Below are 26,989 nucleotides of genomic sequence, written 5' to 3'. Positions count from 1 at the left end.
TAGAGCCTATTTATAATCAGGGGCCGAATTCTGACGCCCTGACTCCGTGCCAGCAGCCCCTTCCCATTCGATGCCCCGCCCAGTGCCCGGCGCCTGGAGTGCCCCGTGCTGAATCTCCGTATCCCGCGTCTACGGGCCAGGCGCTTGCCGATACTCGCATGGCTCACGCTGGCGCTGGCCTCCGGGGCGGTCGGCATCTATTGGTGGCGCGTGGAAGCCTTCTACGAGCAGTTGCATGATGAGGCACTGGCGCAGATCAACCTGCGTGCGGTCGAACTCGCGGACTCTGTCGCCGCCCATACGGAAACCACCATCCGCAGCATCGACCTGGCGCTGCGCCACCTGCGCGATGAATACGCGGCCGGGCGCGACATCGACGAAACCATCCGGACGATTCGCGAGAGCTTCCCCCCTAACGCCATCGTGCAGGTGGCCGTGATCGCCCCCGACGGCTACCTCCGGAAAACCAGCGTCGGCCGCTCCGAACGAACCTACCTGGGCGACCGGGAACATTTCCGCGCCCACCTGGCTACGCCGGACGATCGCCTGTTCATCAGCCACCCGGTCCTGGGCCGCGCTTCGGGGGTGTGGTCCATCCAGTTCACCCGCCCCATCCGCCACAACGGCGAATTCGCCGGTGTCATGGTCCTGTCGCTCGCCCCCCAGTACCTCGCAGACGGCCATCAGCAGATCGAACAGAGCGGCCTCAATGTGGTCTCCCTGTTCCGTACCGACGGCAGCTATCTTGTCCGTACCCCGCGACTACTCGAGGCGATGGGCAAGCGCCTGCCAGCCGACCGCCCCTTCCTCCGTAGCGACGCGCCGGCGCAGGGCACTTTCCGGACGACAGCCGCATTCGACACGATCGCCCGCACCTATGCCTGGCATCGCCTGAACAACTACCCGGTAGTCGTCAATGTAGGCCTCGACGAGAATGTGTCGCTGGCACGCCTGAATGCAGACATCGATCGCTCCCATTTCCGGACCGCCGTTGGCAGCGCCATCGTCCTGCTGTTGGCAGGAGTCGTCTCACACCTGCTCCACCGCGCAGCCCGCCAGCAGGAAGCCCTGGTGGCCAGCGAGCGCCGCCATCGCTCCTTTTTCGAAAAGAACGCGTCGGTCAAACTGGTCATCGATCCGCAGGACGGCCGCATCGTCGATGCCAACCCGGCTGCCATACGCTATTACGGCTACCCGCGGGAAACCCTGCTCGAATTGCGCATGAGCGATCTCAACCGGCTGGCGCCGGAGCAGGATCGCCTCGAGATGCTCTGGGCCCTGCGCGAGGAGCGCACCTTCTTCACCGCCCACCATCGCCTGGCAAACGGCAGCGAACGGGACGTGGAGGTGTATTCGGGACCGGTGGAGGTGGACGGCAGGACAATGTTGTACGCCATCGTCCATGACGTCACTGCCCGCCGCGAACTGGAGTGTCGCCTCGCCGAAAGCGAAGATCTGCATCGCAACCTGTTCATGACGGTCGCCGACGGCATCAGCGTCATGAGCCGGGACGGCAGGGTCGCGGCGTGGAACGAGGCCGCCCTCGCCATCCTCGGCGTCGGCGCAGCGGAGATGCACTCGCGCGGCTACCTGATGTACGACGCGGAAGGCACGCAACTGGCTCTCGCCGACTATCCGTCGTCGCGCGCAGCCCGCGGCGAGTTCGTCGACCATCAGCTCTATAGCGTGCAGCACCTGGACGGCAAGCGCGTCTGGATCACCGTCAGCAGCCGCCCGCTGCATGTCGGCAGTGCCACGCAGGGGGCCGCGGCGGTGCTCTCCTTCTCCGACATCACCAAGCTGGTTGATGCCGAGGAGTCCCTGCGCGTCGCCGAATCCGTCTTCGAGGTGGCCAGCGAAGGCATCATCGTCACCGACTCGGAAAGCCGCATCATCGCGGTGAACCCGGCTTTCACGATCCTCACCGGCTACACGCAGGCCGAGGTGGTCGGCAAGCGGCCGTCCGTACTCGCCTCAGGCATCCATGACGAAGCCTTCTACACCGGCCTATGGCAGCACCTCGAACAGGACGGACGCTGGGAGGGCGAAATCAGCAATCGCCGCAAGGATGGCCGCCTTTACATCTCGTGGCTGCGCATCAACGTCGTGCCGGAACGGCTCGGCCGCGGCAAGCGCTACGTCGGCCTGTTCAGCGACGTCACCGACCGCAAGCGCGAGGCCGACGCGGTGTGGCGCCAGGCCAACTTCGACCCACTCACCGGCCTGGCCAACCGCAAGCGCCTCGAGGACCGCCTCCAGCAGGCCATCGCCCGCGCCTACCGCAACCAGACATCTGTGGCGGTCCTGTTCGTCGACCTGGACCGTTTCAAGCCGATCAACGACACGTACGGACATGCAGCCGGCGACGAACTGCTGCGCCAGGTCGCCCGCCGCCTGGAAAACTGCCTGCGCGACGAGGACACCGTGGCCCGTCTGGGCGGAGACGAATTCATCGCGGTACTGCCCGATCTGCAGATTGCGGACTTGCCCAACCGGGTAGCCGAAAAGATCGTCTCGGTGCTGAACGAGCCCCATCGCCTGGGCACCCATGTCGTCGATGTCTCATGCAGCGTAGGGCTCAGCCTCTTCCCCACTGACGGCGACACCCCCGACAAGCTGATCGCCGCCGCCGATGCCGCGATGTACAGCGCCAAGCAGGCCGGGCGCGGAACCTGGCAGGTAGCCCAGGCCCGCCCTGCTACCACTCCCGCAGTGATCAAGGCGCGGGGGTCGGACGACTCACCGGCAACACGACAGTAAAGGTGGAACCACAGCCCGGCGTGCTGTCAACCTCGATGCGCCCGGCATGGCGCTCGACGATTCCGTAGCACAAGGACAGACCGAGGCCGGTCCCCTTGCCCACCGGCTTGGTGGTGAAGAAGGGGTCGAAGATCCGGGCCCGGATCTCGGGGGCGATACCGGCGCCGGTATCGCTGACGGCAACCCGCACCGTGTCGCCATCGACATAGGTCTTGATGGTGATCGTGCCGTGGGTTGCGATGGCCTGGGCTGCATTGACCAGCAGGTTCATGAACACCTGGTTGAGCTGGGACGGCAGGCACTCCACCAACGGTAGTTCTCCGTAGTCGCGCACCACGTCGGCCTTGTACTTGATCTCGTTGCGGACCACGTTGAGGGTGCTGTCGATACAACCATGGAGATTGGTCCACTCCCGAACACTCTCCCCGGCCCGCGAGAAATCGCGTAGATCCTGCACAATCACGCGGACCCGCTCAGTGCCCTCCAGCGACTCCTCGATCAGCGGCGCCATGTCCTCACGCAGGAAATCGATGTCCGCCGCACGTCGGGCCTGCTGCAGGCGGGCCGCCACCTCCGGATCCATCTGCAGACGCGCGTCACAGGACTCATAGACCGCCAGCACGTCCAGCAGCTTGGCGGCGTAATCCTTGAGTGTGCCGAGATTGGAATTGACGAAACAGATCGGATTGTTGATCTCATGGGCCACGCCCGCCGCCAACTGGCCAATGGAAGCCAGCTTTTCCGACTGCAGCAACTGGCCATGGGCATCCTCAAGCTGGCGGATCAGCACCTTCTGCTCCTCCTTCTCACCCTCCAGTGCCGCCTGGGTCAGCTTGTGCTCCTCGATCTCCCGCTCCATGCGCGCCTTGGCCTGCTGCAGTTCCCGATTCATCGCCTCGTTCTTGCGCAAGGCGATCTCGAGCTCCTGTGTTCGCCGGCGGACCTGCTGCTCGAGCAGCAAGGTGTTCTGGAACATGCCGAAGCTGGTGGTCTGGGAGTTCATGGACTGCTCGGCACGCTTGATCAGTGCGGCCACCACCTTGTTGAGACGGATGACCTCCGCCTTCATGGCGTCTTCCCCTTGAAGCTCGACAGGCTCAGTCATGGCCAAGCTCCCGATATTCTCCAATCGCTAACCCGGTCAGGGTTTGATTCACATGCACCCCCCAAAACTGCTCGCCATATGTGCAAAACCCGACGCTGTTCGCCCGTCGGTAAATCTCATCCACCGCTGACTTGAGCCCGCGCTGCCCCATTTCGAGGTTGCGCAGTACGCAATCGAAGCCGAGGGTCAGCCGGGGTTCTCCCAATGCGTCGCGAATGCCCTGGAAGGTCTCCTGCACATCGGCCAGCAGATCGGTGGCACGTGCCACACGAAAGACCAGCCCCTCCTCGATCGCGCAGTAGAACGTCAGGCTGCCATCCGGATTGACGCTGCGGATCGAGCGCACATAGTCCGAACCGTTGATGACCACCACCACCGGCACGGCCGCAAAGGCATCGGGACGCAGGTCCTTGACGCCGACACCGGCAATCCGCGCATACTCGCTGGCCGCTGGCAGGCCGTTGATCTCCTTGACGATCCGTTGCCCCGCATCGGCGGCCGTGACCACCAGACGCTCATCCAGACACTCGAAATGCTGGGTCTTGAACACATGGACGGGGCAATCGGTGTGGGCCACCACCAACGCTGCAGCATCCTCGTGAAAGGCGCCATCGAAATAAACCTGCGTCCTCGCAAAGCGCAGATCGTCTCCAGCCGAACCACCCACCAGCGGCAGATTGCCGATGCCATCCTGGAAGGCCCGCGCAACCAGTTCCTCGCGCACCGACAACCCGTCAACCAGCATCAGCGCAAAGCCGTTGCGTCGGTCATCATGGACCTCCAGTTCGTCGTACAAGGCATAGGCAAAGCGTCGCCCCGCATCCAGGTCGAAATCGGCAAGGCCGCTCAGCAAGCCCGCCTGCACGGAGAAGTGCGCACCGGCAAAACTTGCACCGGAAAGACTCCAGTCCCGGTATCCCACCGGACCGATCTCTCCCGCGGTCGTGCAGCCCACCACGGTGACGCCTGGGAAACAGGCGCACATCTCCGACGCCAGCACATCCAGATCGTAGTGGCTCGAACAGAAGAAGATCACGGCCGACATGTCCGGCTGCACGACACCGGCGTGAAACTCACGCACGGCTGCAGCGGCATCGACGGCACAGGACTGGGCAGAACAACAGGCGTGAACGACGTCCATGAGGGCTCTCTCTCGACGGTGCGGGGCCTTGAGTCCCCGTCGCAGCACTCTGCCGAAAACAGCGGGGCTTGGGAAGAGCGTATTACGCGCCCCCCGCTACAGTCGCGAACCGCCACACTGGGCGATAATTGACCCATCCCGCAGCCAACATCACCCCATGATCGCCCGCAAATACCTCTACCTCATCGCCCTCGCCCGGGAACGGCACTTCGGCCGCGCCGCCGAAGCCTGCCACGTGTCGACGTCTACGTTGTCGGCTGCCATCCGCGACATGGAGCATGAGTTGGGCGTCACCATTGTCGAGCGGGGACAGCAATTCTCCGGACTGACGACGGAGGGCGAACGGGTGCTCGAATGTGCACGCCAGATGGCCGCCCGGGCCGAAGGGCTGCGCCAGGAACTCGCCCAGCTACAGGACGGCCTGTCGGGCAAGCTCCGGCTGGGCGTGATTCCCACCGCCCTCACCGCAGTCGCCGCCCTCATCGCCCCCTTTGCGCGCCACCACCCGCATGTGGACATCGAAGTGCTGTCCATGAGCACCCAGCAGATCCTCACTGGGCTGCGCAGCTTCGAGCTGCATGGGGGCATCACCTACCTGAAAGCGGCGACCGGCGACCTGTCGGCCACGCCGCTGTGGTGCGAGAACCACGTGCTGATCACGCCCGCCGATGGCCCCTTCGAAGGTCGCGAATGGGTGACCTGGCAGGAGGCCGCTGAATTACCCCTGTGCCTGCTGCCCCCAAACATGCACAACCGCCAGACCATCGACGGCGTCTTCGCGACCATCGGCCACAAGCCGCGGCCGACGCTGGAGACGGACTCCATCGTCAGCATCCTGGCCCACGTGGGCGCCGGCCACTGGTCGAGCATCGTGCCACGCGCCGTGCTCGATCTGATCGGTGTCCCCAACGGCATCCGTGCCTACGATCTGCGCGAACCGGTCGTGGAATGGGCCACCGGCCTTCTCCTGCTCAACCACCAGCCGCGCTCGCCGATGGCCGAGGCATTGCTCGTGGAAGCGCTACGATTGGGAGAATAGACGCCCGGGGCAGATAGCGGCTTTTTACCAGGAGGGCGTGGTCGATGAGAGACCGGTTTCCAAACACCCTCGTCACCCCCTTCGTCCATCCACTTGTCCGAACGGCACCAGACAGCATCGGATTGTGCTTGTCGAGCCGGCTGGCCAAATAGTGGTGCCGATCTTTAGCCAGGCGATCAGACGTGGAAGCGGGCGATGCGCTCGCGCATTTTTACCGCCATTGCCTCCAGGCTTTGTGCAGCCCGAGCAACGTCGTGGATGGCTGAGGTGTTCTCGAAGGCCTGCCGGGAGATGTCTTCGATATGGCCCGAGATCGAGGCACTGGCGGTGTGCTGTTCCTCGGCGGCACGGGCGATGTCGGCGACGATCTGGCTGACTTCGCCGACGCTGCCGTTGATGCTGGTAACGGAATCGCCGGCCTTTTCCGCCAGCGTCACGCCGTTCAGCGCCATGCTCGAAACCAGACCGATTTCCTTGACCGCCTGCTCGGTACGCGATTGGATTGAGCCAATCATGCTGGTGATCTGACCGGTTGACTGGGCGGTTCTTTCAGCCAGCTTGCGCACTTCGTCGGCGACGACGGCGAAGCCACGGCCTGACTCACCGGCGCGGGCCGCCTCGATGGCAGCATTGAGCGCCAGCAGGTTGGTCTGATCGGCAATCTCGCGGATGACGGCGACGATGTCCGAAATGCGGAGGGATTCTTCGCCGAGTTGGTCGACTGCCTGGGCGGTGCCGGAGATCGATTGGGCAATGCGGCTCATTTCGCTTGAGGCCTGGGCAACGACGCTGCGTCCTTCCAGCGTCAATTGCCGTGATGAGCCGGCAATCCCGGTCAATTGCTGCAGGCTGCTGGTCGTGCTGGCAATGCTCTGGCTGACCTCCTCGATGGTGCTGGCCGTCAACGCAGCGGCATCGCTTTGCCGCGTGCTGCTCTGCTCGATGCGCTGGATGCTGTTGGTCAATTGCTCGGAGGCAGCAAGGACCTGTTGCGAACTGGAGGAAATGTCGCGAATGATCTCTCCAAATTTCTGCTGCAGAGCATTAAAGGCTCGGGCGATGGCGCCGATCTCGGCACCGCTGCCTACGTCGATCGCCCGACTCAGATCGCCGCTGGCGGCAGCCTGGTGCATGCCGTCGCTCAACTGGGTCAAGGGCCGGGCAATGCTGATTGCGATGAACCAGGAGAGGATCACCAGCAGCAGGATGCCGCAGGCGATACCGATGCCGATCACCCCGGCAGCCCGGAGGAACTGGGTATCGACGTCGTCGATGTAGATGCCGGAAGTTACCACCAGCCCCCACGGCGCATACAGCCGGGCCGTCGCCAGTTTGGGCTGTGGGGTCTTGTCGGCCGCACGCGGCCACAGGTATTCGACAAACTCGCCCTGGCCGCGCCTCGCGGCCTCGACCAGTTCATAGACGATGCGTTTGCCCGTACTGTCCTTCAGCTGGCTCTGATCCTTCCCGTTCAGTTCCGGCTTGAAGGGATGCCGGACCATTCGGTATGTCGTGTCGTACTGGCTGAAGTAATTGCCTCCCCCGTAGCGTAGCGCGGCAATTTCGACCTGCGCCCGTTCCCGCGCCTCCTCCTGGGTGAGCTTGCCGCTCTCCGCCTGCTTGCCATAGTGCTCGGCGATGCTGTAGGCAAGGTCGACGATTTCTCGCGTTTCGATGCGCTTGTCTTCGAGGATCGAGCCGCGCAGGATCATCAGGCCATAGCCAGCTGTCGCAAGCATCAACAACAACGCCCCGAGGACGAGCAAGGCCAGTCGGTAGCGGATTTTCAGGCTCGAAAGCATGCTTTTGTGGTAATGATTGATGGATTTTTACTCTGGCAGAATTTTCTTCTTTCATCAATGAGTTAGCTCTCAAAGGCGCTAACAATTCACGATCGGCAATCAAAAAAAACCCGCATCAGCAACGATGCGGGTTTTCAAGGACCTAACGAGGCCTATCTGCTGGACATCAGACCTCGACGGTATCGGCGACTTCAACGAAGGCCGGGATCTGGTCGAAGTTCATGTAGCGGTAGACATCGGCCGCCTTGGCGTTAACCGCCTGAACCTTTTCCTGGTATTCGGCAACGGTCGGCAGGCGACCCAGCAGGGCTGCGATGGCGGACAGTTCGGCGGAAGCCAGGTAAACGCGGGTGTCGATACCCAGGCGGTTCGGGAAGTTACGGGTCGAGGTGGACACTGCGGTGGAACCCTTGCGGATCTGTGCCTGGTTACCCATGCACAGGGAGCAGCCGGGCATTTCCATGCGGGCGCCGGCCTTGCCGAGGACGCTGTAATAGCCTTCTTCGGTCAGGATCAGGGCGTCCATCTTGGTCGGCGGAGCGATCCACAGACGGGTCGGGATATCGGACTTGCCGTCCAGCACCTTGCCCGCGGCGCGGAAGTGACCAATATTGGTCATGCAGGAGCCGATGAACACTTCGTCGATCTTGTCGCCGGCGACTTCGGACAGCACCTTGACGTCGTCCGGATCGTTCGGGCAGGCCAGGATCGGCTCGGTCACGTCGGCCAGGTCGATCTCGATCACGGCAGCGTACTGGGCGGCGGCGTCGGCCTTCAGCAGCGTGCCGTTGGCGATCCAGTCTTCCATGGACTTGATGCGGCGCTTCAGGGTGCGGGCGTCTTCGTAGCCTTCCGCGATCATCCACTTCATCAGGGTGATGTTGGAACGCATGTACTCGACGATCGGCTCCTTGTTCAGGGCCACGGCGCAGGCAGCGGCGGAACGCTCGGCGGCGGCATCGGACAGCTCGAAGGCCTGTTCGACCTTCAGATCCGGCAGACCTTCGATTTCAAGGATGCGGCCGGAGAAGATGTTCTTCTTGCCCTTCTTCTCGACGGTCAGCAGGCCGGCCTTGATGGCGTACAGCGGGATCGCGTTGACGAGGTCACGCAGAGTGATGCCGCGAGCAGTGGCGTCAGCCATCGTGCCCTTGAAGCGGACCAGCACCGATTCCGGCATGTCCAGCGGCATCACGCCGGTGGCGGCGGCAAAGGCAACCAGGCCGGAACCGGCCGGGAAGGAGATGCCGATAGGGAAGCGGGTGTGGGAGTCACCACCGGTGCCGACGGTATCCGGCAGCAGCAGGCGGTTCAGCCAGGAGTGGATCACGCCGTCTCCCGGACGCAACGCAACGCCGCCACGGGTGGAGATGAAGGTCGGCAACTCGCGGTGCATCTTGACGTCCACCAGCTTCGGGTAAGCGGCAGTGTGGCAGAAGGACTGCATCACCAGGTCGGCGGAGAAGCCGAGGCAGGCCAGATCCTTCAGTTCGTCGCGGGTCATCGGGCCGGTGGTGTCCTGGGAGCCAACGGTGGTCATCTTGGGCTCACAGTAGGTGCCCGGCAGGATGCCCTTGCCTTCCGGCAGGCCACAGGCACGGCCGACCATCTTCTGGGCCAGGGAGTAACCGGTGCCCGGATCGTTCGGCTGCTGCGGCAGGCGGAACAGGGTGGACGGAGCCAGGCCCAGGGCTTCGCGGGCCTTGGCGGTCAGGCCACGGCCGATGATCAGGGGGATACGGCCGCCAGCACGGACTTCGTCGAGGATGACGAGGGTCTTGAGCTGGGATTCGGCGATGGTGGCACCGTTCTTGAGAGCGGTGACCTTGCCGGTGGCGCCATCGACCTTCAGCTCGATCTCGTCGCCCATGTCCATCTGGCCGGCGTCGATTTCGATCGGCAGAGCGCCGGCATCTTCCATCGTGTTGAAGAAGATCGGGGCGATCTTGGAGCCCAGGCAGACGCCGCCGAAACGCTTGTTCGGAACGTAGGGGATGTCTTCGCCGGTAAACCACAGCACCGAGTTGGTGGCGGACTTGCGGGAAGAACCGGTACCGACCACGTCACCGACGTAGGCGATCAGGTTGCCCTTGGCGGCCAGGCCTTCGAGTTGCTTCAGCGGGCCGCGGTTGCCCGGCTCGTCGGCTTCGATGCCCGGACGGGGGTTCTTCAGCATGGCCAGCGCGTGCAGCGGGATGTCCGGACGGGACCAGGCATCGGGAGCGGGCGACAGGTCGTCGGTGTTGGTTTCGCCGGTAACCTTGAAGACGGTCAGCTTCTGGCTGGCCGGCACTTCGGGGCGGGAGGTGAACCACTCGGCGTCGGCCCAGGACTGGATCACGGCCTTGGCGTTGGCGTTGCCGCCCTTGGCCAGCTCGGCGACGTCGTGGAAGAAGTCGAAGACCAGCAGGGTCTTCTTGAGGCCTTCGGCGGCCACGGTGCCGACTTCGGCGTCGCCCAGCAGGTCGATCAGCGGCTTGACGTTGTAACCGCCGAGCATGGTGCCCAGCAGTTCGGTGGCCTTGGCGCGGGACACGAGGGCCACGGACAGTTCGCCCTTGGCAGCCTTGGCCAGGAATTCGGCCTTCACCTTGGCAGCGTCATCCACACCGGCAGGAACACGGTAGGTCAGCAGCTCCACCAGGAAAGCTTCTTCGCCGGCCGGCGGGTTCTGCAGCAGCTCGACCAGAGCTTGGGTTTGCTGCTTCGACAGGGGCAGCGGCGGGATACCGAGGGCTGCGCGCTCGGCAACATGCTGGCGGTAGGCTTCAAGCATGGATAAATCCTTCCTAGACGGTGGTTACGTGACTGTGGTGCTGACGCGTGCGACCGGCCGGTACAGGCCCGGAGCGCCTCTCCCTAACGGACTGGCACCATTGTTATGAATGACCAGGGCCAAGTCTTATATATATTATATTTTATTTCTCTGAGGATTGTGCGGCTGCACCAATCCAATTTTGCAGGCCGGTTACACTTTCCGCACCGTACGTACTTACCGACTGAAACAGGCGACCAAAGCGTCCTCGACGGCCTTGAAGGTGATCGGCTTGATCAGCAGCTCGTCGAAGCCTGCGTCCAGCAGGCGCTGCTTTTCGTCGGGCAATGCATGGGCAGTATAGGCAATCACGGGAAGCCCGCTGAGGCGGGGGTCGGCCCGCAGCACTGCCAGCACATCCTGGCCGGACATGCCCGGCATGCTGATGTCGAGCAGCACGACATCGAAGCTCCCCGAATTGAGGCGCTCCAGCGCCGTGGGGCCGTCCGCCGCCTCCTGGGTCTGCAAGCCCAGCCGTGTCAGGAAGGCAACCGCAATACGCCGGTTGATGGCGTTGTCGTCGACAACGAGGACTTTCTTTTGCTCAGGAGACTGCTCGCTCATGGATGAATCAGGAGCCGGGCTCCTGCACAGGAAGATGAAGGATGAAGGTCGAGCCCTCGCCGAGCTTTGACACTACGGACAGGCTGCCTCCCAGAAGCAGGGCCAGTTCCCGTGCCAGGGCGAGGCCGAGGCCCGAACCACCGTGATCGCGGGTCACGAAATGATCCAGTTGCCTGAACCTTTCGAAGATGAGCTCCAGCGCTTCGGGCGGGATACCGCGGCCAGTATCGAAGACCGCAAAGGCCAGCCGGCTACCGTCCCGGCTGACCCGCAGGCCGATTTTGCCATTTTCGGTGAATTTCACCGCATTGTTCAACAGGTTGTTCAGCACCTGACGCACCCGCAGGACGTCGGTATGGACCGTTTCCGGCAGATCGGGGGCCAGATCCAGTTCCATCTCCAGCCCTTTCGCCCGCGCATGAGCCCGGTGTGCAGCCACCAGTTCACCGGCCAGACGCCCCACGTCCACATCCGACGGCTTGAGCTCGACTCCACCGGCCTCGATCTTGGCCAGGTCCAGAATATCATTGACGATATTGAGCAGGTGCTCGCCGGAACTATGAATGGTGGCCGCGAACTCCCGCTGGTCAGGTTCCGTCAGCTCCAGGCTCAGTAATTCAGAATAGCCGAGTATCCCATTCAGTGGCGTGCGCAGTTCGTGGGACATGCTGGCGAGGAACTCCGACTTCAGCCGGTAGGCCTCCTCCGCCTTGCTGCGCGCCTCCTCCGAGCGCTGGAAGGATTCCTGCACAGTGTCGGCCATGCGGTTGAAGGAGCGGGCCAGTTGCCCCATCTCGTCATCCGAACGCACGTCCAGCCGGTGGGACATATCCCCTTTCTCGAAACGACCGAGCCCCTGGACCATGTCGGTGATGCGCCGGGTGATGAACTGGGCCATCCAGATCGCGACGACGATCACCACGCCCCCCATCATCAGCGTGGATAGCCCCAGCGCCGTCGCCGTTTCGGCCAGATTGCGCCCGATGGATTCGAGCAGGCCCTGGCGGCGGTTCTGGAAGTCCCGGTCCCGCTCGGCAATGGTGGCACCGATGCGCTTGGCCGACTCAGTCGCTGCACGATGGAAATCATCCACATTGGCGCCGATGGTCACAAAACCGAAGCCCTGCGGCGTCCTGCCGTACTGGCCGGTGTAATAGGGAATGGCCGCAGCAGTGGTGAGTTTCCACAAGCCCGAAAAGAAGATCTCGAAAGAGCCTGAGCCCCCCTTCTCCGTCAACTGATTCCAGCCTGCGCACTGGGGAGAGAAGTTCAGGTACCGGCAATCCAGCGCCACCGTGCCGGCCTTGATCTGCGCGGAGGCCGGCTTCTTCTTAAGGGACTGTCCGTCGAAAGGCTTCACGCCAGCGAGGAACTCCTGCGCCGACTGGCCGGATGCCTGCCAGGCTTCATACAGGGACTGGTCCAGCCACGGCACTACCGGCTTGCCGGTGGTGGGATCGTAACCGGGGATGAAGTAGTCCCGCGGATGAGAGATCGCCCGGCTCTTGTGATCCCACATGAAGGCGTAGTTGCCGACGATGGCGTCGCTGATCTGCGTGTAACGCCGGTCCGTCGGGCTGATGCGGTCGGTGAACTGGCGGATGTGGTCGTGATCCAGCGCCAGCGTCACGTAACCTGTTACCTTGCCGCCCTGCACCACCGGCATGGCCCAGCGCACGATGGCGCGAAAATGCTTGCCGACCGGGTTCTCGGTACCCGCATAGGCCGATTCCTCCGGCATGAAGTCGACACCAGCCTTGCGGGCGCTCTCCGGCAGGTAGGCACCGATCACCCGGCTGCCTACGTAAGCCCCGATGACATCCGAAACGTAGATCTCGCCCGGTTTCAGGCGCTTGAGCTCCGGCCAGTAATGCTCGGCCCTGAGGAAAGTGCCCTCCGGGCGGCTCACGTCCCGCAGGCCGGGCTGGGTCAAGCTTCCCGTCGTGACCTTGACGCGCTCCCGTCCCTGCAGATCGACGAAGCTCATCTCCACGAACAGCGGACGCTGCTCGGGAATACCGAGGAATTCGGGCGCCCGGGCGCTGAAGGCCTTGGCATTGTCGCCCAGCGCCTGGCGCGGATCGGCGGCCAGCTTCGCGTCGGGAGTCTCAGGCTCGACGGGCTCCCAGCGCGTCTTGTCCGCGGACAGCTGCCAGCGGCCGTGCCCGTAGAGCGTACGGCTGCGATGAGCCAGGAAGCGCCGATAGGCCTCTGCATCGGGCGTCAACTCGGCGGCCTGCCGCAGATCGGAATCCCGGTCATAGAGGAAAGCCGCGACCGCCCGCGCCGTATCGGTGGTCAACCGCTCCATCCCCTCCCGGGCCCGATCGTCGAGGGCACGGATGGCATCGCCGGTCGCGGCGTCGCCCACCTGTTTGACGGTTGCCAGCATCGCTTCCGCCATGGACTCCGCCTGTCCGCTGACGCTCTGACCCAGCCTCTGCGCCATGCTCCACGCCAGCAAGGCCAACAACACCAATGGAACCACCTTGATGACCACGAAAATCGCGATCAACTTGGCGCGGATCCCCTTCATCCATGCCCCGAACGCCATACCTCTCCCCATTGCCGGCGTGTCGCTCCAGGACCGCCGGCCCCCATCATCGATCGGATATTTCTTGTTCCTCGGGACTTATCGGCCCGGCACCGAAAATCTCAAACAGGAAAACAGCTTGCCATACGCCTTGCCGCAGATGCGGAGTCCCGCCGAGAATAGCGAGCCCTGCCCATGAAGCTTCCGCGCCCATGTCCTCCTGCCCCTGCGGCTCCCAAAGCCCCTATACCGCGTGCTGTGGCCCTTACATCGACGGCGGCGTAGCTGCCCCCACAGCCGAAGCCCTGATGCGCTCCCGCTATACCGCGTTCACGCTCGGCAACGAAGCCTACCTGCGCGCCACCTGGCATCCGGACTTCCTGCCCGCCGACCTGCACCTCGCCGACGACCCTCCCATCAAATGGCTGGGGCTGGAGGTAAAACGCCACCAGCAACAGGATGTGGAGCACGCCATCGTCGAATTCGTGGCGCGCAACAAGATCGGCGGCCGAGCCCACCGGCTGCACGAAACCAGCCGCTTCGTGCTCATCGACGGGCGCTGGCTGTATACGGATGGGGACATCCATCCGCGCTGAAATCGACGGGAGCGCCCTCCTCTCCGCGCACCACATCGTCTGGATTCACATCGAGTCGGCGTCCGGAACGCTGAGGCGATAAGGCGAAACGCCTCGACGGGTCTGCCCGCGAAATTCGGCGGGCACAAACGACAAAGGGGCGATTCGCTCGCCCCTTTGTCAGACCGGAACCCTGGCTTTTACACGGCCGCCAAGACATCCGCAGAAATCAGCTCGATGGTTTCACCGGCAAAGTCCACACGCTGGCCTGGCCTCAGCTTGGCCCGCTTGCGGTTCTCGATATCCCCGTCCACGAATACGTCGCCGTCCGCCACGCGCTGCTTGGCCTCGCCGCCGGAACCGCACAGGCCCACGGCCTTCAGGAGCTGGTCGAGCTGAATGAATTCGCCTTCAACGGAGAAACGAATGGTCATGGTGACACCCCTTGCGTGTGTTAAGGAAATGTTGCTGTCGGCAGGGATTGTGTCAGAGCCCGATCGCGCCGCCAAGCGGCTTGAACGGGATCTGATTCACTCGCCGAGCGGCACAAGGCCATGCCTCCGCCGGGCCCGCGCGCAGCCTGCGTCACCGATGTTGAGGGCCGCGTAGGGCGCGAAATCCCGGCACGGGCCAGGACGCTTCTCGTAGATCGTGCACTTCACTTCGCTGCCCACCTCGCCGGCCAGCGCGATGCAGCGCGGCTCCGCCTCATCGGTGCCACGCATGCGCACCAGGGTCGCGGTCAGCGGCACCGTCAGCGCCACCGGCACGCAGCCGCCGGGCGTGGTTTCCAGATCGGCGATATGGAAATCCACCCGGAAGCTGGCGCAGCAGGCGCCACAGCTCAGGCACGGGTCAGCCACGGCTCAGTCGGCCCCGCAGCACTTCTTGTACTTCTTGCCGCTGCCGCAGGGACAGGGCTCGTTGCGGCCCGGGCTGCTCTTGGCAGCGCCCGTCGCGGCGCTGACGGCCACCTGTTCCGGTGCCGGCAAGCCAAGCGCACGCCAGTTCTGGTAGAGGTGCTGGACGGCGAAGCCCTTCTCTTCCAGCTCGGCCAGCTGCGCTTCTGTGTCGGGTTGGACTGCCACTGCTTCTTCGGGCCCGAGGATGGTTTCCAGCAGCGCCTCGGCGATGGATGTGTCGCTCACCTTGTCCGGCCACTCGGACGGCCACATCTCGAAGCCCTGCTCGAAGCCGTTGCTCCATTCCTCGCCGATGGCGGGGTCGTCGTCACCACCCTGAGCGTAGCAGAACGGCTGCCAGCCTTCGGCTTCACCTTCCTCGTCGCCCTCTTCGTCACCGATCATCTCGATCAGGTCGTTGTAGTAGCGCAGCACCAGCTCGATGGCCTTCTGCAGGGACGCGCCGGAGCCGAAGCCCACCTCGCCCTCTTCGGCGGTCCACACCGCGGGCAGCCAGTCCTCCACAGGGATCGGCAGCGGGGAGGCGACGATGGCTGCGAGATAGCCGTCGAGCATCTCCATGTTCATGCAGTCGGCCGGCACTTCGTCCGACACCAGCAGTTCTTCGAGCTGCTCGAGTTCCTCTTCGGTCAGCGGCATGGATTGGGCGGTGGTCATTGCGGGTTTTCCTCCAGGGTCGGTTGGGGATCGAGCTCCACCACACACCGGTAAAGGGTCTGGCCGGAATCCCGGTACTTGCGTTCGAAAGGGGTCAGCGGCGACGGCGCCTCGAAGGACTCCCACGGCAGCTGGCGGCCGATCAGCAGCCCCAGCGCAATGGCGAATTCTTCCACATAAATGTTCCAGTTACTGCGGCACTCCAGGCGTCCGCTGAGGCGCGGCACGAAGGGGAAGACCGGATGCGCGTGCCAGCGCCGCGCCAGGTGGCCGATCTTCGGCCACGGGTTCGGATAGAGGATGTAATGCCGCGTCAGGCGGATGCCGGCATCCGCCATCAGGCGCCAGTAGTCCACCAGGTCGGCGCGCACGAAGATCATGTTCTTCGGCAGCAGCGCGTCCGGGTAGGGCTTCTTGCGGCTCAGGCGGTCTTCCGACTGGTCCACGCCGATCACCCAGTGGTCGGGAAAGGCCCGCGCCAGCTGGATGGTGCTGTGGCCCACGCCGCAGCCGGAGTCGAGGATCAGCGGCGCCTTGCCGTCCCAGCCGGCCAGGCTGGCCTCGAAGGCCGCCTTGTTGTGGTCGAGGACGGGTTTGCGGAACTCGCAGCTGGCGTGCTTGGCCACCCGCTCGACGAGATGTTCATGGACGCCCTGCTGGGCGCTCTCGGGAATCTTTGAATTGGCGTACATCGGTATGAATCAGGCGGCGGCCTGCAGCAGCGGCACGCCATGGCGTCGCAGGACGTGATCGATGGCCCGGCACTCGGGCTGGGCGCGCAGGTCCTGGTAGAGAAGTTCGGCGGCGGGAAAATTGCGCCGCAGCATGTTGATCCATTGTTTCAGGCGCCCCGGCGCGTGGCGCGACTCGACCTTCAGCTGCACGCGTTCCCAGAAGTCGCCAATGAGGTGCAGCAGCTCGCTCCACTCCGCATCCCGGTCGGCCGGCACCTCGGCACCGGCGGCGATGCGCCGCGCCAGGAAGGGGTCGGACACCGCGCCGCGGCCGAGCATCACGTCCTCCGCGCCGCTCACCGCGCGGCAGCGCTGCCAGTCGTCCTCGCTCCACACCTCGCCGTTGGCCACCACCGGCAGCTTCACCACGTCGCGGATGCGGGCGATCCACTCCCAATGGGCCGGCGGACGGTAACCGTCGCGCTTGGTGCGGGCGTGTACCACCAGGCCTTCAGCACCGCCAGCCTCCAGCGCCCGCGCACAGTCCAGCGCCAGGGAGGTGTCCTCCACGCCAAGACGCATCTTGGCGGTGAAGGGAATGTGCCGCGGCACCGCGCGGCGCACTGCGCCGGCGATTCGGTACAGACATTCGGGATCGGCCAGCAGCATGGCGCCGCCGCCGTGGGAATTGACGGTCTTGGCCGGGCAGCCGAAATTGAGATCGACGCCCGGCGGCGACAGCTCGCACAGACGCCCGGCGTTCTCGGCCAAAGCAGCCGGATCGCTGCCGAGCAACTGGACCACCACCGGCGTGCCGCCGGAAGTCCGTCCGCCGTTGTCGATCTCCGGGCTGATGCGGCGATACGTACGATGGGGCAGCAGGCTGCCGGAGACGCGGACGAACTCCGTCACCGCGCCGTCGTAGCCGCCCACCTTGGTCAGCACGTCGCGCAGCAGGTAATCGGCCAGCCCCTCCATGGGCGCAAGCAACAGTCTTCCCATCTATTTCACACACACTGCTCACGGTCGAAGGGCGCGATTCTACGGCGAATCGGCGAGCCGATCCCAGGTTTTTCAAGCCCTTGGCGGAGAAGAAAGGCCGCCGCCCGGTCAGTGGCCGGCGCCCTGCTCCTCCACCGCTGCTGCGGTCTGCCCCTGCGCAAGATTCTGCTGCCGTGCCGCATGCAGGTTGTGCAGCGTGATCTTGCGCACCTCGGCCTTGCTGGCCTCGATGTGGGAGCGCAGCAGGATGCTCGCCTGGGCCGCCTTACGCTGGATCAGCAGGCGCAGCAACTGGGCGTGCTCGTCGTAGGTCGCCTGGATGCGCGCCGGATTGGTGAAGTCCAGGCGGCGCACGATGCGGATCTTCTCGGTGACGTCCTGATGCACGGCAGCCATTTCCCGGTTACCGGTGGCCTGCACGAGGCCCTGGTGGAATGCTTCGTCCAGCGCAGCGACGCGATTGCCGTCGGTGAAACGTTCCGCGGGATCGACCAGCCACACCTCGGTCAGCGCCGACAGGTCCACGGTCTGTGGCGCCTCGCAGATGCGGCTCACCGCCGCGTCCTCGAGCACGACGCGCAGGTCGTAGAGCTGGTCCAGGCGCTCGAAGTCGATGCTGCGGACGGACCAGCCGCTGCGGAAATAGACCTGCAGGAAGCCCTCCCGCTCCAGCCGGTACAACGCGCCGCGCACCGGCGTACGCGACACCCCGTAGCGCTCGGCCACCTGAGTCTCTGTGAAGCGGTCCCCCGGCAACAGGTGGAAGGAGAATATCTCGTCCTTCAACTGCTGGTAGATCCGGTTGGCGAGGGCGTTTTCCTTGGGTCGGCTGGTGTTGCCCATGGGCTCAGGTCAGCATGCTCACGTGGGCCGAGACGACCCGCCAGCCTTCCGGGAAGCGCACCCAGGTCTGGCTCTGGCGGCCGACCGGATCGCCGTCCCGCAGGAATTCCACGTCGGCAGTAGCGAAGTTCTCGTCGAAGGTGGTGATCACCAGGTTGCGGAGTTGTCGCGGCATGTTGGGAGGGGGAACGAACTGCTCCCTGTACTTACGGATGGCATCGGCGCCGTAGTGGATCTCGGCGATGCCGAAGCGCACGGTGAGCGGATTGTCCCAGAAAAGCGCGTTGAGCACCGCCACGTCGTTGGCGATCAGCGCACTTTCGTAACGCTCGAAAACAGCGCCCAGTTCGGCGACCACATGGGGAAGGTTGATGGCGGGCGCGCTCATGGATTCGCTTTCGGGGATTCGAGGGCGGCCGTCAGCGCGGCCAGCGGCGCGCTCCAGCCGACGATGCCGCCTTGGGCGACAATCATGTCGATGGTGGCGGCCTTGAAGGCCGGAAAGTAGCTTTCGGTCGCGTCCTCGACCAGCAGGCAGTCGTAACCCCGGTCATTGGCCTCGCGCATGGTGGTCTGCACGCAGACCTCGGTGGTCACGCCCGCGAACAGCAGATGGGTGATCCCTTTCAGCCGGAGAATCTCACCCAAGGCGGTAGCGTAGAAGGCCCCTTTCCCCGGCTTGTCGATGACGATCTCGCCAGGCAGCGGCGCCACGGCCGGCAGAATGTCGTTGCCCGGCTCACCGGTTACCAGGATGCGCCCCATCGGCCCCGCATCGCCAATGCGCAGCGCCGCATCGCCCCGCCCCCGCTTGGCCGGCGGACAGTCCGACAAGTCGGGCCGGTGGGCTTCGCGGGTATGGATCACCGTGATGCCGTGGCGCCGACAGGCGTCGAGCAGCACAGCCACCGTCGGCACGATCGCGGCCAGCAGCGACACATCGTTGCCAAGGCTCTCGCCGAAGCCGCCGGGTTCGATGAAGTCCCGCTGCATGTCGATGACGATCAGCGCGGTGTTTGTCGGCGCGAAGCTGAAGCCGTAGGGGCGTGCGTCGATGTGGATCATGGCGCTCATCTCCTCAGTGGCCCCCCGCCCCATGCCCGGCCATGCAGCGGCCGATCTCCGCCACATCCACGTAACCGGCCAGCGCCTGGTGAGCGATGCGCCCTTCCGACATCACGAGGATGCGGTCGGACAGCTCCAGCAGCTCGTCCAGGTCTTCACTGACCAGCAGGATCGCCGCACCGTCGTTGCGGGCCTGGTCGAGCCGGCGGTGGATCGCCTCGGTGGCGGCGAAATCGAGCCCGAACACCGGGTTGGCGACGATCAGCAGGCGCACCGCGCCGGACAGCTCGCGGGCCAGCACGGCGCGCTGGACGTTGCCGCCGGACAGGTTCTCGATGGCCGCAGACGGGTCCGGCGGACGCACGTCGAAGGCCTCGATCCATTCTTTCGCTCGGCGCGTCAGCGCGCCGCGGCGCAGGAACCGCAGGCTGGCCCAGCCGCCGGAGAACGGCGCGATGTCGAAGTCCCGCAGCCCCATGTTCTCGGCCACGCTCATGTTGGGCACGCAGGCATTGCGCAAGGGCTCCTCAGGCAAGCTGAACACCCCGTGGCGGCGCAGCTCGGCGCGCGTTGCGCCGTAGGTTTCGCCATCCACGCTCACCGCACCACCGCGCGCGCTGCGCTGACCGAGCAGCACCTCGACCAGTTCCTTCTGCCCGTTGCCTGCAACGCCGGCGATACCTACGATCTCGCCGGCGCGCACCACAAGGTCCAGCTCGCGCACCGCCACCATGCCCCGGTCGTTGTCGGCGCACAGGCCGTCGACCGCCAGGCGGATGTCCCCGGCCGTTCGCCCCGCATCGGCGGCCCGCCGGCGTGGGGCAGTGGCCACCGACACCGCGCTGCCGACCATCATCTCAGCCATGTCCTGGGTACTCAGTTCCCCGACCCTGCCGCTGCCCGCGAGCTTGCCGCGCCGCAGCACCGTGACACTGTCGCCATAAGCGCTCACCTCGCGGAACTTGTGGGTGATCATCATCACCGTCAGGCGCCCATCCCGCGTCATGCCATGCAGCAGGCCGAGCACCTCGTCGGCTTCCGTGGGGGTCAGCACCGAGGTCGGTTCGTCGAGGATCAGCAGGCGCTGGCCCAGGTAGAGCTGCTTGAGGATCTCCAGCTTCTGCTTCTCGCCGGCAGCCAGGTCGGCCACCCGCGCGTTCAGGTCGAGGCGGAACGGCGTGCTGTCCAGGAAGGCTGCCAGAGCTGCCTTCTCCTGTCGCCAGTCGATATGCAGCGGCAGGTCGCCGCGGGCCAGCAACAGGTTCTCGGCCACCGTCATGCCCGGCGCCAGCGTGAAATGCTGGTAGACCATGCCGATGCGCAGGCGCTGGGCGTCCCGCGGGCTGCGGATGGCCTGCTCGCGGCCATCCACCAGGAAACTGCCCTCCTCCGGCGGATGGTAGCCGACCAGACATTTCACCAGCGTGCTCTTGCCGGCGCCGTTCTCGCCGAGCAGGCAGTGGAAGCTGCCGGCCTCCACCTTGAGGGACACCTCGTCGAGGGCGGTCAGGGCGCCGAAGCGCTTGGTGACCCGGTAGGCCTCGACAGCTGCGCCGCGGTCCTGCACGTCGGCGGCCAGCAGGGTATGGGTGAGCGCGTCCATGGCCCTACTCCAGCGCCGCCAGCAAGGTGCTGGAATCCGAAACCGCGCCGAACACCCCGCCCTGCATCTTGATCATCTTCAGCGCCGCCAGGTGGTTGCCGTGGTCGGTGGCGCCACAGCAGTCCGCCAGCAGCAAGCACTCGAAGCCCATGTCGTTGGCGTCGCGCATGGTGGTGTGCACGCACACGTCGGTAGTGATGCCGCTCAGGATGATGTTGCTGATGCCGCGGGTGCGCAGAACCAGCTCCAGGTCGGTAGCGTAGAACGAGCCCTTGCCCGGCTTGTCGATGACCACCTCGCCGGGCAGCGGTGCCAGTTCGGGGATGATCTCCCAGCCCGGCTCCCCGCGTACCAGGATGCGCCCACAGGGCCCGGCGTCGCCGATGCCGGCGCCGATGCGCTGGGAGCGCCAGCGCTTGTTGGGCGGCAGGTCGGCAAGGTCCGGACGGTGCCCCTCACGGGTGTGGATGATGAAGAAGCCCAGGCTGCGCAGGCGCGCCAACACCGCCTTGATCGGTTCGATCGGCGCCCGGGTCAGGGACAGGTCGTAGCCCATCTTGTCCACGTAGCCGCCGACGCCGCAGAAGTCGGTCTGCATGTCGATGATGATCAGCGCGGTGTTGGCCGGCGTCAGGTCGCCGTTCCAGGGCCAGGGATAGGGATCGGCTTCGAGGTGGAAAGCGGTCATGCGGGAAGCTCCTGCCAGGGTTGTCGTGGATTCAGCGCTGGGTGAATGACAGCTCGCCGGGCGCACCGGCCAGGGTCTGCCCCGGCGTCCAGCTGGCCGCCATCAGGGCCAGGGTCAGCACATAGGGCGCCGCGTTGAAGAGGTAGTAGCCGGCCGTGATGCCCTGCGACTGCAGCGCCGGGCCAAGGGCGCCGGCGGCACCAAAGAGCAGCGCTGCCAGTGCGCAGCGCAAGGGGCTCCAGCGGGCGAAGATGACCAGCGCCACCGCCATCAGCCCCTGCCCGCTGGACAGCCCCTCGTTCCAGCTGCCCGGGTAATACAGGGACAGGAAGGCGCCGCCGACCCCGGCGAGAAAACCACCGGCCGCCGTCGCCCCGATACGGATCGGAACCACCGGATAGCCCAGCGCCCGCGCTGCCGCCGCGTTGTCGCCGACCAGGCGCAGGGCCAGCCCCCAGCGGCTGGACCGGAAGCCCCAGTGCAGCAGACCCGCCAGCGCCAGCCCGAGGGGCAGGAGCACGTTGATGCGCAGCGCCGAGCGCAGCTGCTCGCTGTCGCTCCACGCCCCCAGCTCCACGGACGGGAGCATCGGAGCCTGGGGCTGGATCAATGGCTTGCCGAGGAAGAAGGCCAGCCCGGTGCCGAACAGCATCAGCGCGATGCCCACGGCGATGTCGTTCACCTTTGGCAGGGAGCACAGCGCGCCGTGCAGCAGGCCCATCAGCACCCCGCACAGCCCGGCGGCCAGCACGCCCAACCACGGCGAACCAGTGAGCAGCGCGACGCCGTAGCCGCCCATTGCCCCCAGCACCAGCGTACCTTCCAGGCCCAGGTTGATGCGACCGGATTTCTCGGTGATGCACTCCCCGAGGCTGACGAACAGGAAGGGGGTGCTGACCCGTAAGGCGCCGCCGAGCAGGGCCAGCGCGAGACTGCCGAAAGCCAGACCGTCAGTGGTTTCAGACACGGCGGGCTCCTTTCCGGTTGAGGGTTTCAAAAGCCAGCAAAGCCACGAACAGCGCACCCTGCAACACCAGCACGGCGGCATCGGGCAGGTCCAGACGCCGCTGCAGCAGGCTGCCGGACGCGCCGATGCCGCCCACCAGGATGGCCCCGGCGACAATACCCAGCGGGTTGTGGCGGGCGGCGAAGGACACCAGAATGCCGGCGTAGCCGTAACCCGCCAGCAGCGAGGCATTGGCGCTGCCATGCACCGCGGCCACCTCCAGCATCCCGGCCACTCCGGCCGCGCCACCACCCAGAAAGCAGGCAGCGATCAGCAGCGTGCCGACCGGCAGGCCGGCCATCAGCGCCGCCCGAGGATTGCCGCCGACGACGCCGACCGAGAAGCCGAACACCGTGCGCTTCAGCAGGAACCACGCCGCCGCGCAGGCCAGTACGCCCCAAACGAGGCCCCAATGTACCTCCAGGCCCGGTAGCGGACCGATCAGCACCGCGTCGGGCAGCGGCGGCGTCGAAGGCTTGTTGAGGCTGGCCGGATCACGCAAGACGCCTTCGACCAGGAAATTGAACAGCGCGATGCCGATGTAGGAGAGCAGCAGGCTGGATATGGTCTCGTTGATACCTCGCACGTGGCGCAGCCAGGCCGACGCGGCGATCCACGCCCCGCCGGCCACGAAGCCCGCCAGCGCCATCAGCAGCTGCACCGGCAGGGCCGGCCAGCCGGCGGTCAGGGACGGCACCATCGCCGCCGCCAGCGCACCCAGCGCCAACGCCCCTTCCCCGCCGATGATCACCAGTCCGGCGCGGGCCGGCAGGGCCACACAGAGCGCGGTGAGCATCAGCGGCGCGGCGCGCGCCAGGGTGTTCTGCCACGCGAAGGCGGAACCGAAGGCGCCCTCCACCACCAGCCCCAGCGCCTCCGGCGCCTCGAAGCCTTGGGCCGTCAGGAAGGCCGCGAACAGCAGCGCGGCAGCCAGCGCCGCGGCGGTAAAGGGCGCCAGCGGCGCAACGGCGCGCATGGCGCGGTTCATGGCGGCGTCCATGGCTCAAACCTGCCCGATCACACCGTCGACCAGATAGTTCATGCTCTCCAGCAAGGGATCCTGCTGGCCGAGCACCTTGCCGGCGGGGATCACCGTCTTGCCGGTGTTGTCCAGCAACGGCCCCTTGAAGATCGGGAAATCGCCCTTCAACATCGCCGCCTTGACCGCCTCGGACTTTTTCTTGGCGTCTGCCGACACCGCCGGCCCGAAGGGCGACGGCCTGACGAAGCCGTCCTTCAGCCCGCCGCGCAGGAAATTGATCATCGGTTTGCCGTCGAGGGTCGCCTTGACGATCTGTGTGTAGGGCGTCTGCCAGTCCCACTCCGCACCGGTCAGGTAGCCCTTCGGCGCCAGCTTGGCCTGGCTGGCGTGGTAGCCGCAGCTGTACACGCCGCGGCGCTCGGCGGTCTCGACGATCACCTTGGGACTGTCCACGTGACAGGTCAGCACATCCACGCCCTGATCGATGAGGCTGTTGGCCGCCTCGGCCTCCTTGACCGGCAGCGACCAGTCGCCGGTGAAGATCACCTTCACCGTCGCCTTCGGGTCCACCGAGCGCGCACCGAGCAGGAAGGCGTTGATGTTGCGCAGCACCTGCGGAATCGGCTTTGCGGCGATGAAGCCGAGCTTCTTGCTCTTGCTCGCCGAGGCCGCCGCGATGCCGTCCAGGTACTGGCATTCGTCGATGTAGCCGAAGAAGCTGCCCACGTTCTTCGGGTGCTTGCCCGCCGTCCACAGGCCGCCGCAGTGGGCGAAGCGCACGTTCGGGTATTTCTCGGCCATCTTCAGCACGTGGGGGTCGAAGTAGCCGAAGGAGGTGGCGAAGATCAAGGTGGCCTTGTCCTGGTTGATCATGGCCTCCATGGTTTTCTGCACGGCCACCGTCTCCGGCACCTTCTCTTCCTCCACCACCTTCACGCCGGGCATCTTCTTCAGCACCGCCACCGCCTGGGCCTGGGCCTGGTTGTAGCCGAAGTCATCCCGCGGGCCGACGTAGATCACGCCGACCACCAGCTTGTCGGCCGCGCCGGCCAGGCCGATGCCGAAGGGCAAGGCACTGGCCGCGGCACCGGTGCCGAGGATGCGGAGGATGTCGCGACGGCCGGCGGAGAAACGGGTTTGAGACATGGTTGTTCTCTCTTTCGTTGGGGGTTCAGGACAAGGTCGGGTCGGAAAGCGGCGCCGCCGCGCGCTGATGCGCGCGCCAGCCACCGCTGGCGGAAATATCCTGGGCGCCGGCCAGGGCGGCACCCTCGCAGATGAAGCCCTTCACCTGCCGGCCGTCGGCGAGGATCAGCGTGCCGATGCCCAGCGGCGGCGGAATCTCGGCGACGAAGCTGCCGAACAGGCGCAGCGGCATCTCCCACACTTCCACCTCGATGGCGTACCCCTCGCCGCTCACCCGTTCGAGCCCGGGCTTGGGCGGCACGGTGCCGGGCAAGGCGTGCAGGCGGTAGAGCGGCGCGGTGCGCGTGGTCTCCACCAGCCGGGCGGCCCGTTCGAGGAGCTGCCAGTTGAGCGGCAGACCGCTCAGGTGGGCGCCGACCACGGCGACCTGCACGGTGGCCTCCCGCAGCGGCAGGGCCGGCAAGGGCTGCTCCTTGCGCGGCGGCGCCGCTTCGGTCAGGCCTAGTCGCCGATGCAGCACGCTTTCCCAACGGCGCCCGGTTTCTGCCAGCAAATGATCGGCGCCGGACGGGCCTATCAGGGTGACGCCCGCCGGCAGGCCATCACTGCGGAACGGGCCCGGCAAGGCCAACGCCGACAGGCCGAGGAGATTGACGAAATTGGTGTAGCGCCCCAGCCAGGCGTTGCGCTCGATGGGCTGCTGGTCGATCTCCCGCCGCGTGTAGTGGGTCGGCGTGGTCGGCACCAGCAGCACGTCCACCTGCTCGAAGACCTGATGGCAGGCCGGCGCCAGCGCTTCCAGCCGATAGCGACCGCGGAAAGCATCGGCGGCGGACTGGGTATCGGCGCGGCCGATGATCGACGCCACGATCGGGTCAAGGCTCGCATGTGGTGTGTCGAGAAAATCGCCCAGCGCAGCCCGTCGCTCGGCCACCCACGGCCCGTCGTAGAGCAGCGCCGCCACTGCGTGGAAAGGTTCCAGATCCACATCCACAAGGCTCACGCCGGGCAGGCCCTGCACCGCAGCAAGGGCCGCCTCGAAAGCCTTCCGGGCCTGCGCGTCGAGTTCCCCCTGCAGCCCGATTGGCACGCCAACCGCGATGCCGCGTGGCTTGAGCCCATGGGCGGGAACCGCCCCGTCCGCGGTGACCGCCAACACCTGCCAGGCATCCGCGACGGTGTGAGCGAAGATCGACACACAGTCCAGGCTGCGACAGGCCGGCACCACGCCGCCGGTACCGATCAGCCCCGGCGTCGGCTTGAGTCCGACCAGATTGCAGAAGCCCGCCGGCACCCGGCCCGACCCGGCCGTGTCCGTGCCGAGCGCGAAAGCCACGTGCCCGAGCGCAGTCGCCGCCGCCGAACCGGAGCTCGAACCGCCGGAGATGTAGTCCGGGTGGAAGGGATTGCACACTGCACCGTAGGGCGAGCGGGTGCCGACCAGGCCGGTGGCGAACTGGTCGAGGTTGGTCTTGCCCAGCGCGATGGCACCAGCCTCCTCCAGGCGCCGCACCGCGTCAGCCGAGCGCTCGGCCAGGTAAGCGAATTCGCGGCAGGCGGCGGTCGTCCTGAAGCCCGCCACGTCGATGTTGTCCTTCACTGCGAAGGGCACGCCGAGCAGCGGCCGGCGGGCCACCGCGGCCACCGGGTCGGCCAGCAGGCTGGCATCCATATCCGCCAACCGCTCGCGCAGATCGGCGTGGGACGCCACGCTGATCCACACGGCCGGATCGTCGGCGGCAGCGATCCGTGCCAGCAGCGCACGAACCAGGCCGCCTGGAAGGAAATGCCCGCTCCGGTAGCCTTCGAGCAGGGAATCGATCGTCAATACACGTGGCAGGCTGGCATTCACGGTAAGCACCCAAACTTGGATACAAGACAGAATCCAAGTTAGCAGCATGTATGCCAGTTAAATCACGGATCGCCTCTCCATAAGAATCATGAACTTACGAGCATGCGTGAAACGACATCTCATGCGGCAGCGCACCATCAACGGGAAATTCCCGGAGCGAGGCACGTTCCCGGTGCATTTCGGCAAACCGCCGGCCGCCGCAGTGCGCCGGACA

At 65.6% G+C, this 26,989-nt stretch carries 23 protein-coding genes; 3 read left to right on the top strand and 20 right to left on the bottom strand.

The annotated features are described in order from the left end of the window. The first annotated feature begins 105 nt into the window (after positions 1-105). Positions 106-2,760, top strand: a complete 2,655-nt coding sequence (locus AC1PPK_RS15470; RefSeq protein WP_481113925.1) for a sensor domain-containing diguanylate cyclase — start codon at positions 106-108, stop codon at positions 2,758-2,760. Here AC1PPK_RS15470 and AC1PPK_RS15465 read toward each other — a convergent pair. Both AC1PPK_RS15465 and AC1PPK_RS15460 read right to left on the bottom strand, forming a co-directional pair. Then, on the bottom strand, positions 2,717-3,865 hold the full coding sequence (locus AC1PPK_RS15465) for a histidine kinase (protein WP_481113924.1): 1,149 nt from the start codon (positions 3,863-3,865) through the stop codon (positions 2,717-2,719). The two genes, AC1PPK_RS15470 and AC1PPK_RS15465, sit on opposite strands and share 44 nt — an antisense overlap. After that, the gene (locus tag AC1PPK_RS15460) at positions 3,858-5,006 is read right to left on the bottom strand and encodes an FIST N-terminal domain-containing protein (RefSeq protein WP_481113923.1); all 1,149 of its coding nucleotides are present in this window, start codon (positions 5,004-5,006) and stop codon (positions 3,858-3,860) included. Before AC1PPK_RS15460 ends, AC1PPK_RS15465 begins: the two co-directional genes overlap by 8 nt. Positions 5,007-5,163: 157 nt before the next feature. Between AC1PPK_RS15460 and AC1PPK_RS15455 the strand changes: the two genes are divergently transcribed. Next, positions 5,164-6,045 carry a LysR family transcriptional regulator gene (locus AC1PPK_RS15455; protein ID WP_481113922.1) on the top strand — a complete coding sequence of 294 codons (882 nt, stop codon included), beginning with the start codon at positions 5,164-5,166 and terminating at the stop codon, positions 6,043-6,045. Between the two features lie 176 nt (positions 6,046-6,221). Here the strand turns inward: AC1PPK_RS15455 and AC1PPK_RS15450 are convergent, their stop codons facing one another. From AC1PPK_RS15450 to AC1PPK_RS15435, 4 genes are all read right to left on the bottom strand, one after another. Next, entirely contained in the window at positions 6,222-7,847 is a 1,626-nt protein-coding gene (locus AC1PPK_RS15450; RefSeq protein ID WP_481113921.1) for a methyl-accepting chemotaxis protein, read from the bottom strand. Positions 7,848-8,013: 166 nt separating this feature from the next. Continuing rightward, complete coding sequence (gene acnB, locus AC1PPK_RS15445) at positions 8,014-10,623, bottom strand: bifunctional aconitate hydratase 2/2-methylisocitrate dehydratase (protein WP_481113920.1); 2,610 nt, start codon at positions 10,621-10,623, stop codon at positions 8,014-8,016. 216 nt (positions 10,624-10,839) lie between these two features. Beyond that, positions 10,840-11,226, bottom strand: coding sequence for a response regulator (locus AC1PPK_RS15440; RefSeq protein ID WP_481113919.1), 387 nt, complete (start codon positions 11,224-11,226; stop codon positions 10,840-10,842). Positions 11,227-11,233: 7 nt separating this feature from the next. After that, positions 11,234-13,780, bottom strand: coding sequence for a sensor histidine kinase (locus tag AC1PPK_RS15435; protein ID WP_481113918.1), 2,547 nt, complete (start codon positions 13,778-13,780; stop codon positions 11,234-11,236). A gap of 191 nt (positions 13,781-13,971) precedes the next feature. Between AC1PPK_RS15435 and AC1PPK_RS15430 the strand changes: the two genes are divergently transcribed. Beyond that, complete coding sequence (locus AC1PPK_RS15430) at positions 13,972-14,355, top strand: YchJ family protein (protein WP_481113917.1); 384 nt, start codon at positions 13,972-13,974, stop codon at positions 14,353-14,355. 179 nt (positions 14,356-14,534) lie between these two features. Here the strand turns inward: AC1PPK_RS15430 and AC1PPK_RS15425 are convergent, their stop codons facing one another. The 14 genes from AC1PPK_RS15425 to atzF all read right to left on the bottom strand — a co-directional run bounded on the left by AC1PPK_RS15425 (position 14,535) and on the right by atzF (position 26,775). Beyond that, a complete protein-coding gene (locus tag AC1PPK_RS15425; protein ID WP_481113916.1) occupies positions 14,535-14,768 on the bottom strand; it encodes an RNA-binding S4 domain-containing protein in 234 nt (77 codons plus the stop codon). Between the two features lie 96 nt (positions 14,769-14,864). Next, positions 14,865-15,197 (bottom strand): YkgJ family cysteine cluster protein, encoded by a 333-nt coding sequence (locus AC1PPK_RS15420; protein WP_481113915.1) that lies wholly within the window; start codon positions 15,195-15,197, stop codon positions 14,865-14,867. A gap of 3 nt (positions 15,198-15,200) precedes the next feature. Continuing rightward, positions 15,201-15,914, bottom strand: coding sequence for a UPF0149 family protein (locus tag AC1PPK_RS15415; protein ID WP_481113914.1), 714 nt, complete (start codon positions 15,912-15,914; stop codon positions 15,201-15,203). Next, a complete protein-coding gene (gene trmB, locus AC1PPK_RS15410; RefSeq protein ID WP_481113913.1) occupies positions 15,911-16,606 on the bottom strand; it encodes a tRNA (guanine(46)-N(7))-methyltransferase TrmB in 696 nt (231 codons plus the stop codon). The genes AC1PPK_RS15415 and trmB overlap by 4 nt, the downstream gene beginning before the upstream one ends. A gap of 9 nt (positions 16,607-16,615) precedes the next feature. Then, positions 16,616-17,590 carry a tRNA dihydrouridine synthase gene (locus AC1PPK_RS15405; protein ID WP_481113912.1) on the bottom strand — a complete coding sequence of 325 codons (975 nt, stop codon included), beginning with the start codon at positions 17,588-17,590 and terminating at the stop codon, positions 16,616-16,618. A 108-nt stretch (positions 17,591-17,698) separates the two neighbouring features. After that, positions 17,699-18,433: a GntR family transcriptional regulator gene (locus AC1PPK_RS15400; protein ID WP_481113911.1), complete on the bottom strand. Its 735-nt coding sequence runs from the start codon at positions 18,431-18,433 to the stop codon at positions 17,699-17,701. 4 nt (positions 18,434-18,437) lie between these two features. Next, the gene (gene hpxZ / locus AC1PPK_RS15395; RefSeq protein WP_481113910.1) at positions 18,438-18,821 is read right to left on the bottom strand and encodes an oxalurate catabolism protein HpxZ; all 384 of its coding nucleotides are present in this window, start codon (positions 18,819-18,821) and stop codon (positions 18,438-18,440) included. Beyond that, entirely contained in the window at positions 18,818-19,498 is a 681-nt protein-coding gene (locus AC1PPK_RS15390; RefSeq protein WP_481113909.1) for a cysteine hydrolase family protein, read from the bottom strand. The genes hpxZ and AC1PPK_RS15390 overlap by 4 nt, the downstream gene beginning before the upstream one ends. Positions 19,499-19,511: 13 nt before the next feature. Further along, positions 19,512-21,101, bottom strand: a complete 1,590-nt coding sequence (locus tag AC1PPK_RS15385) for an ABC transporter ATP-binding protein (protein WP_481113908.1) — start codon at positions 21,099-21,101, stop codon at positions 19,512-19,514. Positions 21,102-21,105: 4 nt separating this feature from the next. After that, entirely contained in the window at positions 21,106-21,789 is a 684-nt protein-coding gene (gene biuH, locus AC1PPK_RS15380) for a biuret amidohydrolase (protein WP_481113907.1), read from the bottom strand. Positions 21,790-21,820: 31 nt separating this feature from the next. Further along, positions 21,821-22,756, bottom strand: a complete 936-nt coding sequence (locus tag AC1PPK_RS15375; RefSeq protein ID WP_481113906.1) for an ABC transporter permease — start codon at positions 22,754-22,756, stop codon at positions 21,821-21,823. Further along, positions 22,749-23,795: an ABC transporter permease gene (locus tag AC1PPK_RS15370; RefSeq protein WP_481113905.1), complete on the bottom strand. Its 1,047-nt coding sequence runs from the start codon at positions 23,793-23,795 to the stop codon at positions 22,749-22,751. Before AC1PPK_RS15370 ends, AC1PPK_RS15375 begins: the two co-directional genes overlap by 8 nt. A 3-nt stretch (positions 23,796-23,798) precedes the next feature. Beyond that, positions 23,799-24,923: a BMP family ABC transporter substrate-binding protein gene (locus AC1PPK_RS15365; RefSeq protein WP_481113904.1), complete on the bottom strand. Its 1,125-nt coding sequence runs from the start codon at positions 24,921-24,923 to the stop codon at positions 23,799-23,801. 25 nt (positions 24,924-24,948) lie between these two features. Then, positions 24,949-26,775, bottom strand: a complete 1,827-nt coding sequence (atzF, locus tag AC1PPK_RS15360; protein WP_481113903.1) for an allophanate hydrolase — start codon at positions 26,773-26,775, stop codon at positions 24,949-24,951. Positions 26,776-26,989: the final 214 nt, after the last annotated feature.

The sequence above is a fragment of the Zoogloea sp. JDB1 genome, assembly GCF_056724025.1.
The sequence above is the reverse complement of the archived record's forward strand: the minus strand, read 5'-3'. Positions and strand labels throughout refer to the sequence as shown.

Coding starts and splice junctions, on each gene's coding strand:
- AC1PPK_RS15465 (WP_481113924.1), bottom strand. CDS start 3,865: ATGACTGAGCCTGTCGAGCTTCAAGGGGAAGACGCCATGAAGGCGGAG.
- AC1PPK_RS15460 (WP_481113923.1), bottom strand. CDS start 5,006: ATGGACGTCGTTCACGCCTGTTGTTCTGCCCAGTCCTGTGCCGTCGAT.
- AC1PPK_RS15455 (WP_481113922.1), top strand. CDS start 5,164: ATGATCGCCCGCAAATACCTCTACCTCATCGCCCTCGCCCGGGAACGG.
- AC1PPK_RS15450 (WP_481113921.1), bottom strand. CDS start 7,847: ATGCTTTCGAGCCTGAAAATCCGCTACCGACTGGCCTTGCTCGTCCTC.
- acnB (WP_481113920.1), bottom strand. CDS start 10,623: ATGCTTGAAGCCTACCGCCAGCATGTTGCCGAGCGCGCAGCCCTCGGT.
- AC1PPK_RS15440 (WP_481113919.1), bottom strand. CDS start 11,226: ATGAGCGAGCAGTCTCCTGAGCAAAAGAAAGTCCTCGTTGTCGACGAC.
- AC1PPK_RS15435 (WP_481113918.1), bottom strand. CDS start 13,780: ATGGCGTTCGGGGCATGGATGAAGGGGATCCGCGCCAAGTTGATCGCG.
- AC1PPK_RS15430 (WP_481113917.1), top strand. CDS start 13,972: ATGTCCTCCTGCCCCTGCGGCTCCCAAAGCCCCTATACCGCGTGCTGT.
- AC1PPK_RS15425 (WP_481113916.1), bottom strand. CDS start 14,768: ATGACCATTCGTTTCTCCGTTGAAGGCGAATTCATTCAGCTCGACCAG.
- AC1PPK_RS15415 (WP_481113914.1), bottom strand. CDS start 15,914: ATGACCACCGCCCAATCCATGCCGCTGACCGAAGAGGAACTCGAGCAG.
- trmB (WP_481113913.1), bottom strand. CDS start 16,606: ATGTACGCCAATTCAAAGATTCCCGAGAGCGCCCAGCAGGGCGTCCAT.
- AC1PPK_RS15405 (WP_481113912.1), bottom strand. CDS start 17,590: ATGGGAAGACTGTTGCTTGCGCCCATGGAGGGGCTGGCCGATTACCTG.
- AC1PPK_RS15400 (WP_481113911.1), bottom strand. CDS start 18,433: ATGGGCAACACCAGCCGACCCAAGGAAAACGCCCTCGCCAACCGGATC.
- hpxZ (WP_481113910.1), bottom strand. CDS start 18,821: ATGAGCGCGCCCGCCATCAACCTTCCCCATGTGGTCGCCGAACTGGGC.
- AC1PPK_RS15390 (WP_481113909.1), bottom strand. CDS start 19,498: ATGATCCACATCGACGCACGCCCCTACGGCTTCAGCTTCGCGCCGACA.
- AC1PPK_RS15385 (WP_481113908.1), bottom strand. CDS start 21,101: ATGGACGCGCTCACCCATACCCTGCTGGCCGCCGACGTGCAGGACCGC.
- biuH (WP_481113907.1), bottom strand. CDS start 21,789: ATGACCGCTTTCCACCTCGAAGCCGATCCCTATCCCTGGCCCTGGAAC.
- AC1PPK_RS15370 (WP_481113905.1), bottom strand. CDS start 23,795: ATGGACGCCGCCATGAACCGCGCCATGCGCGCCGTTGCGCCGCTGGCG.
- AC1PPK_RS15365 (WP_481113904.1), bottom strand. CDS start 24,923: ATGTCTCAAACCCGTTTCTCCGCCGGCCGTCGCGACATCCTCCGCATC.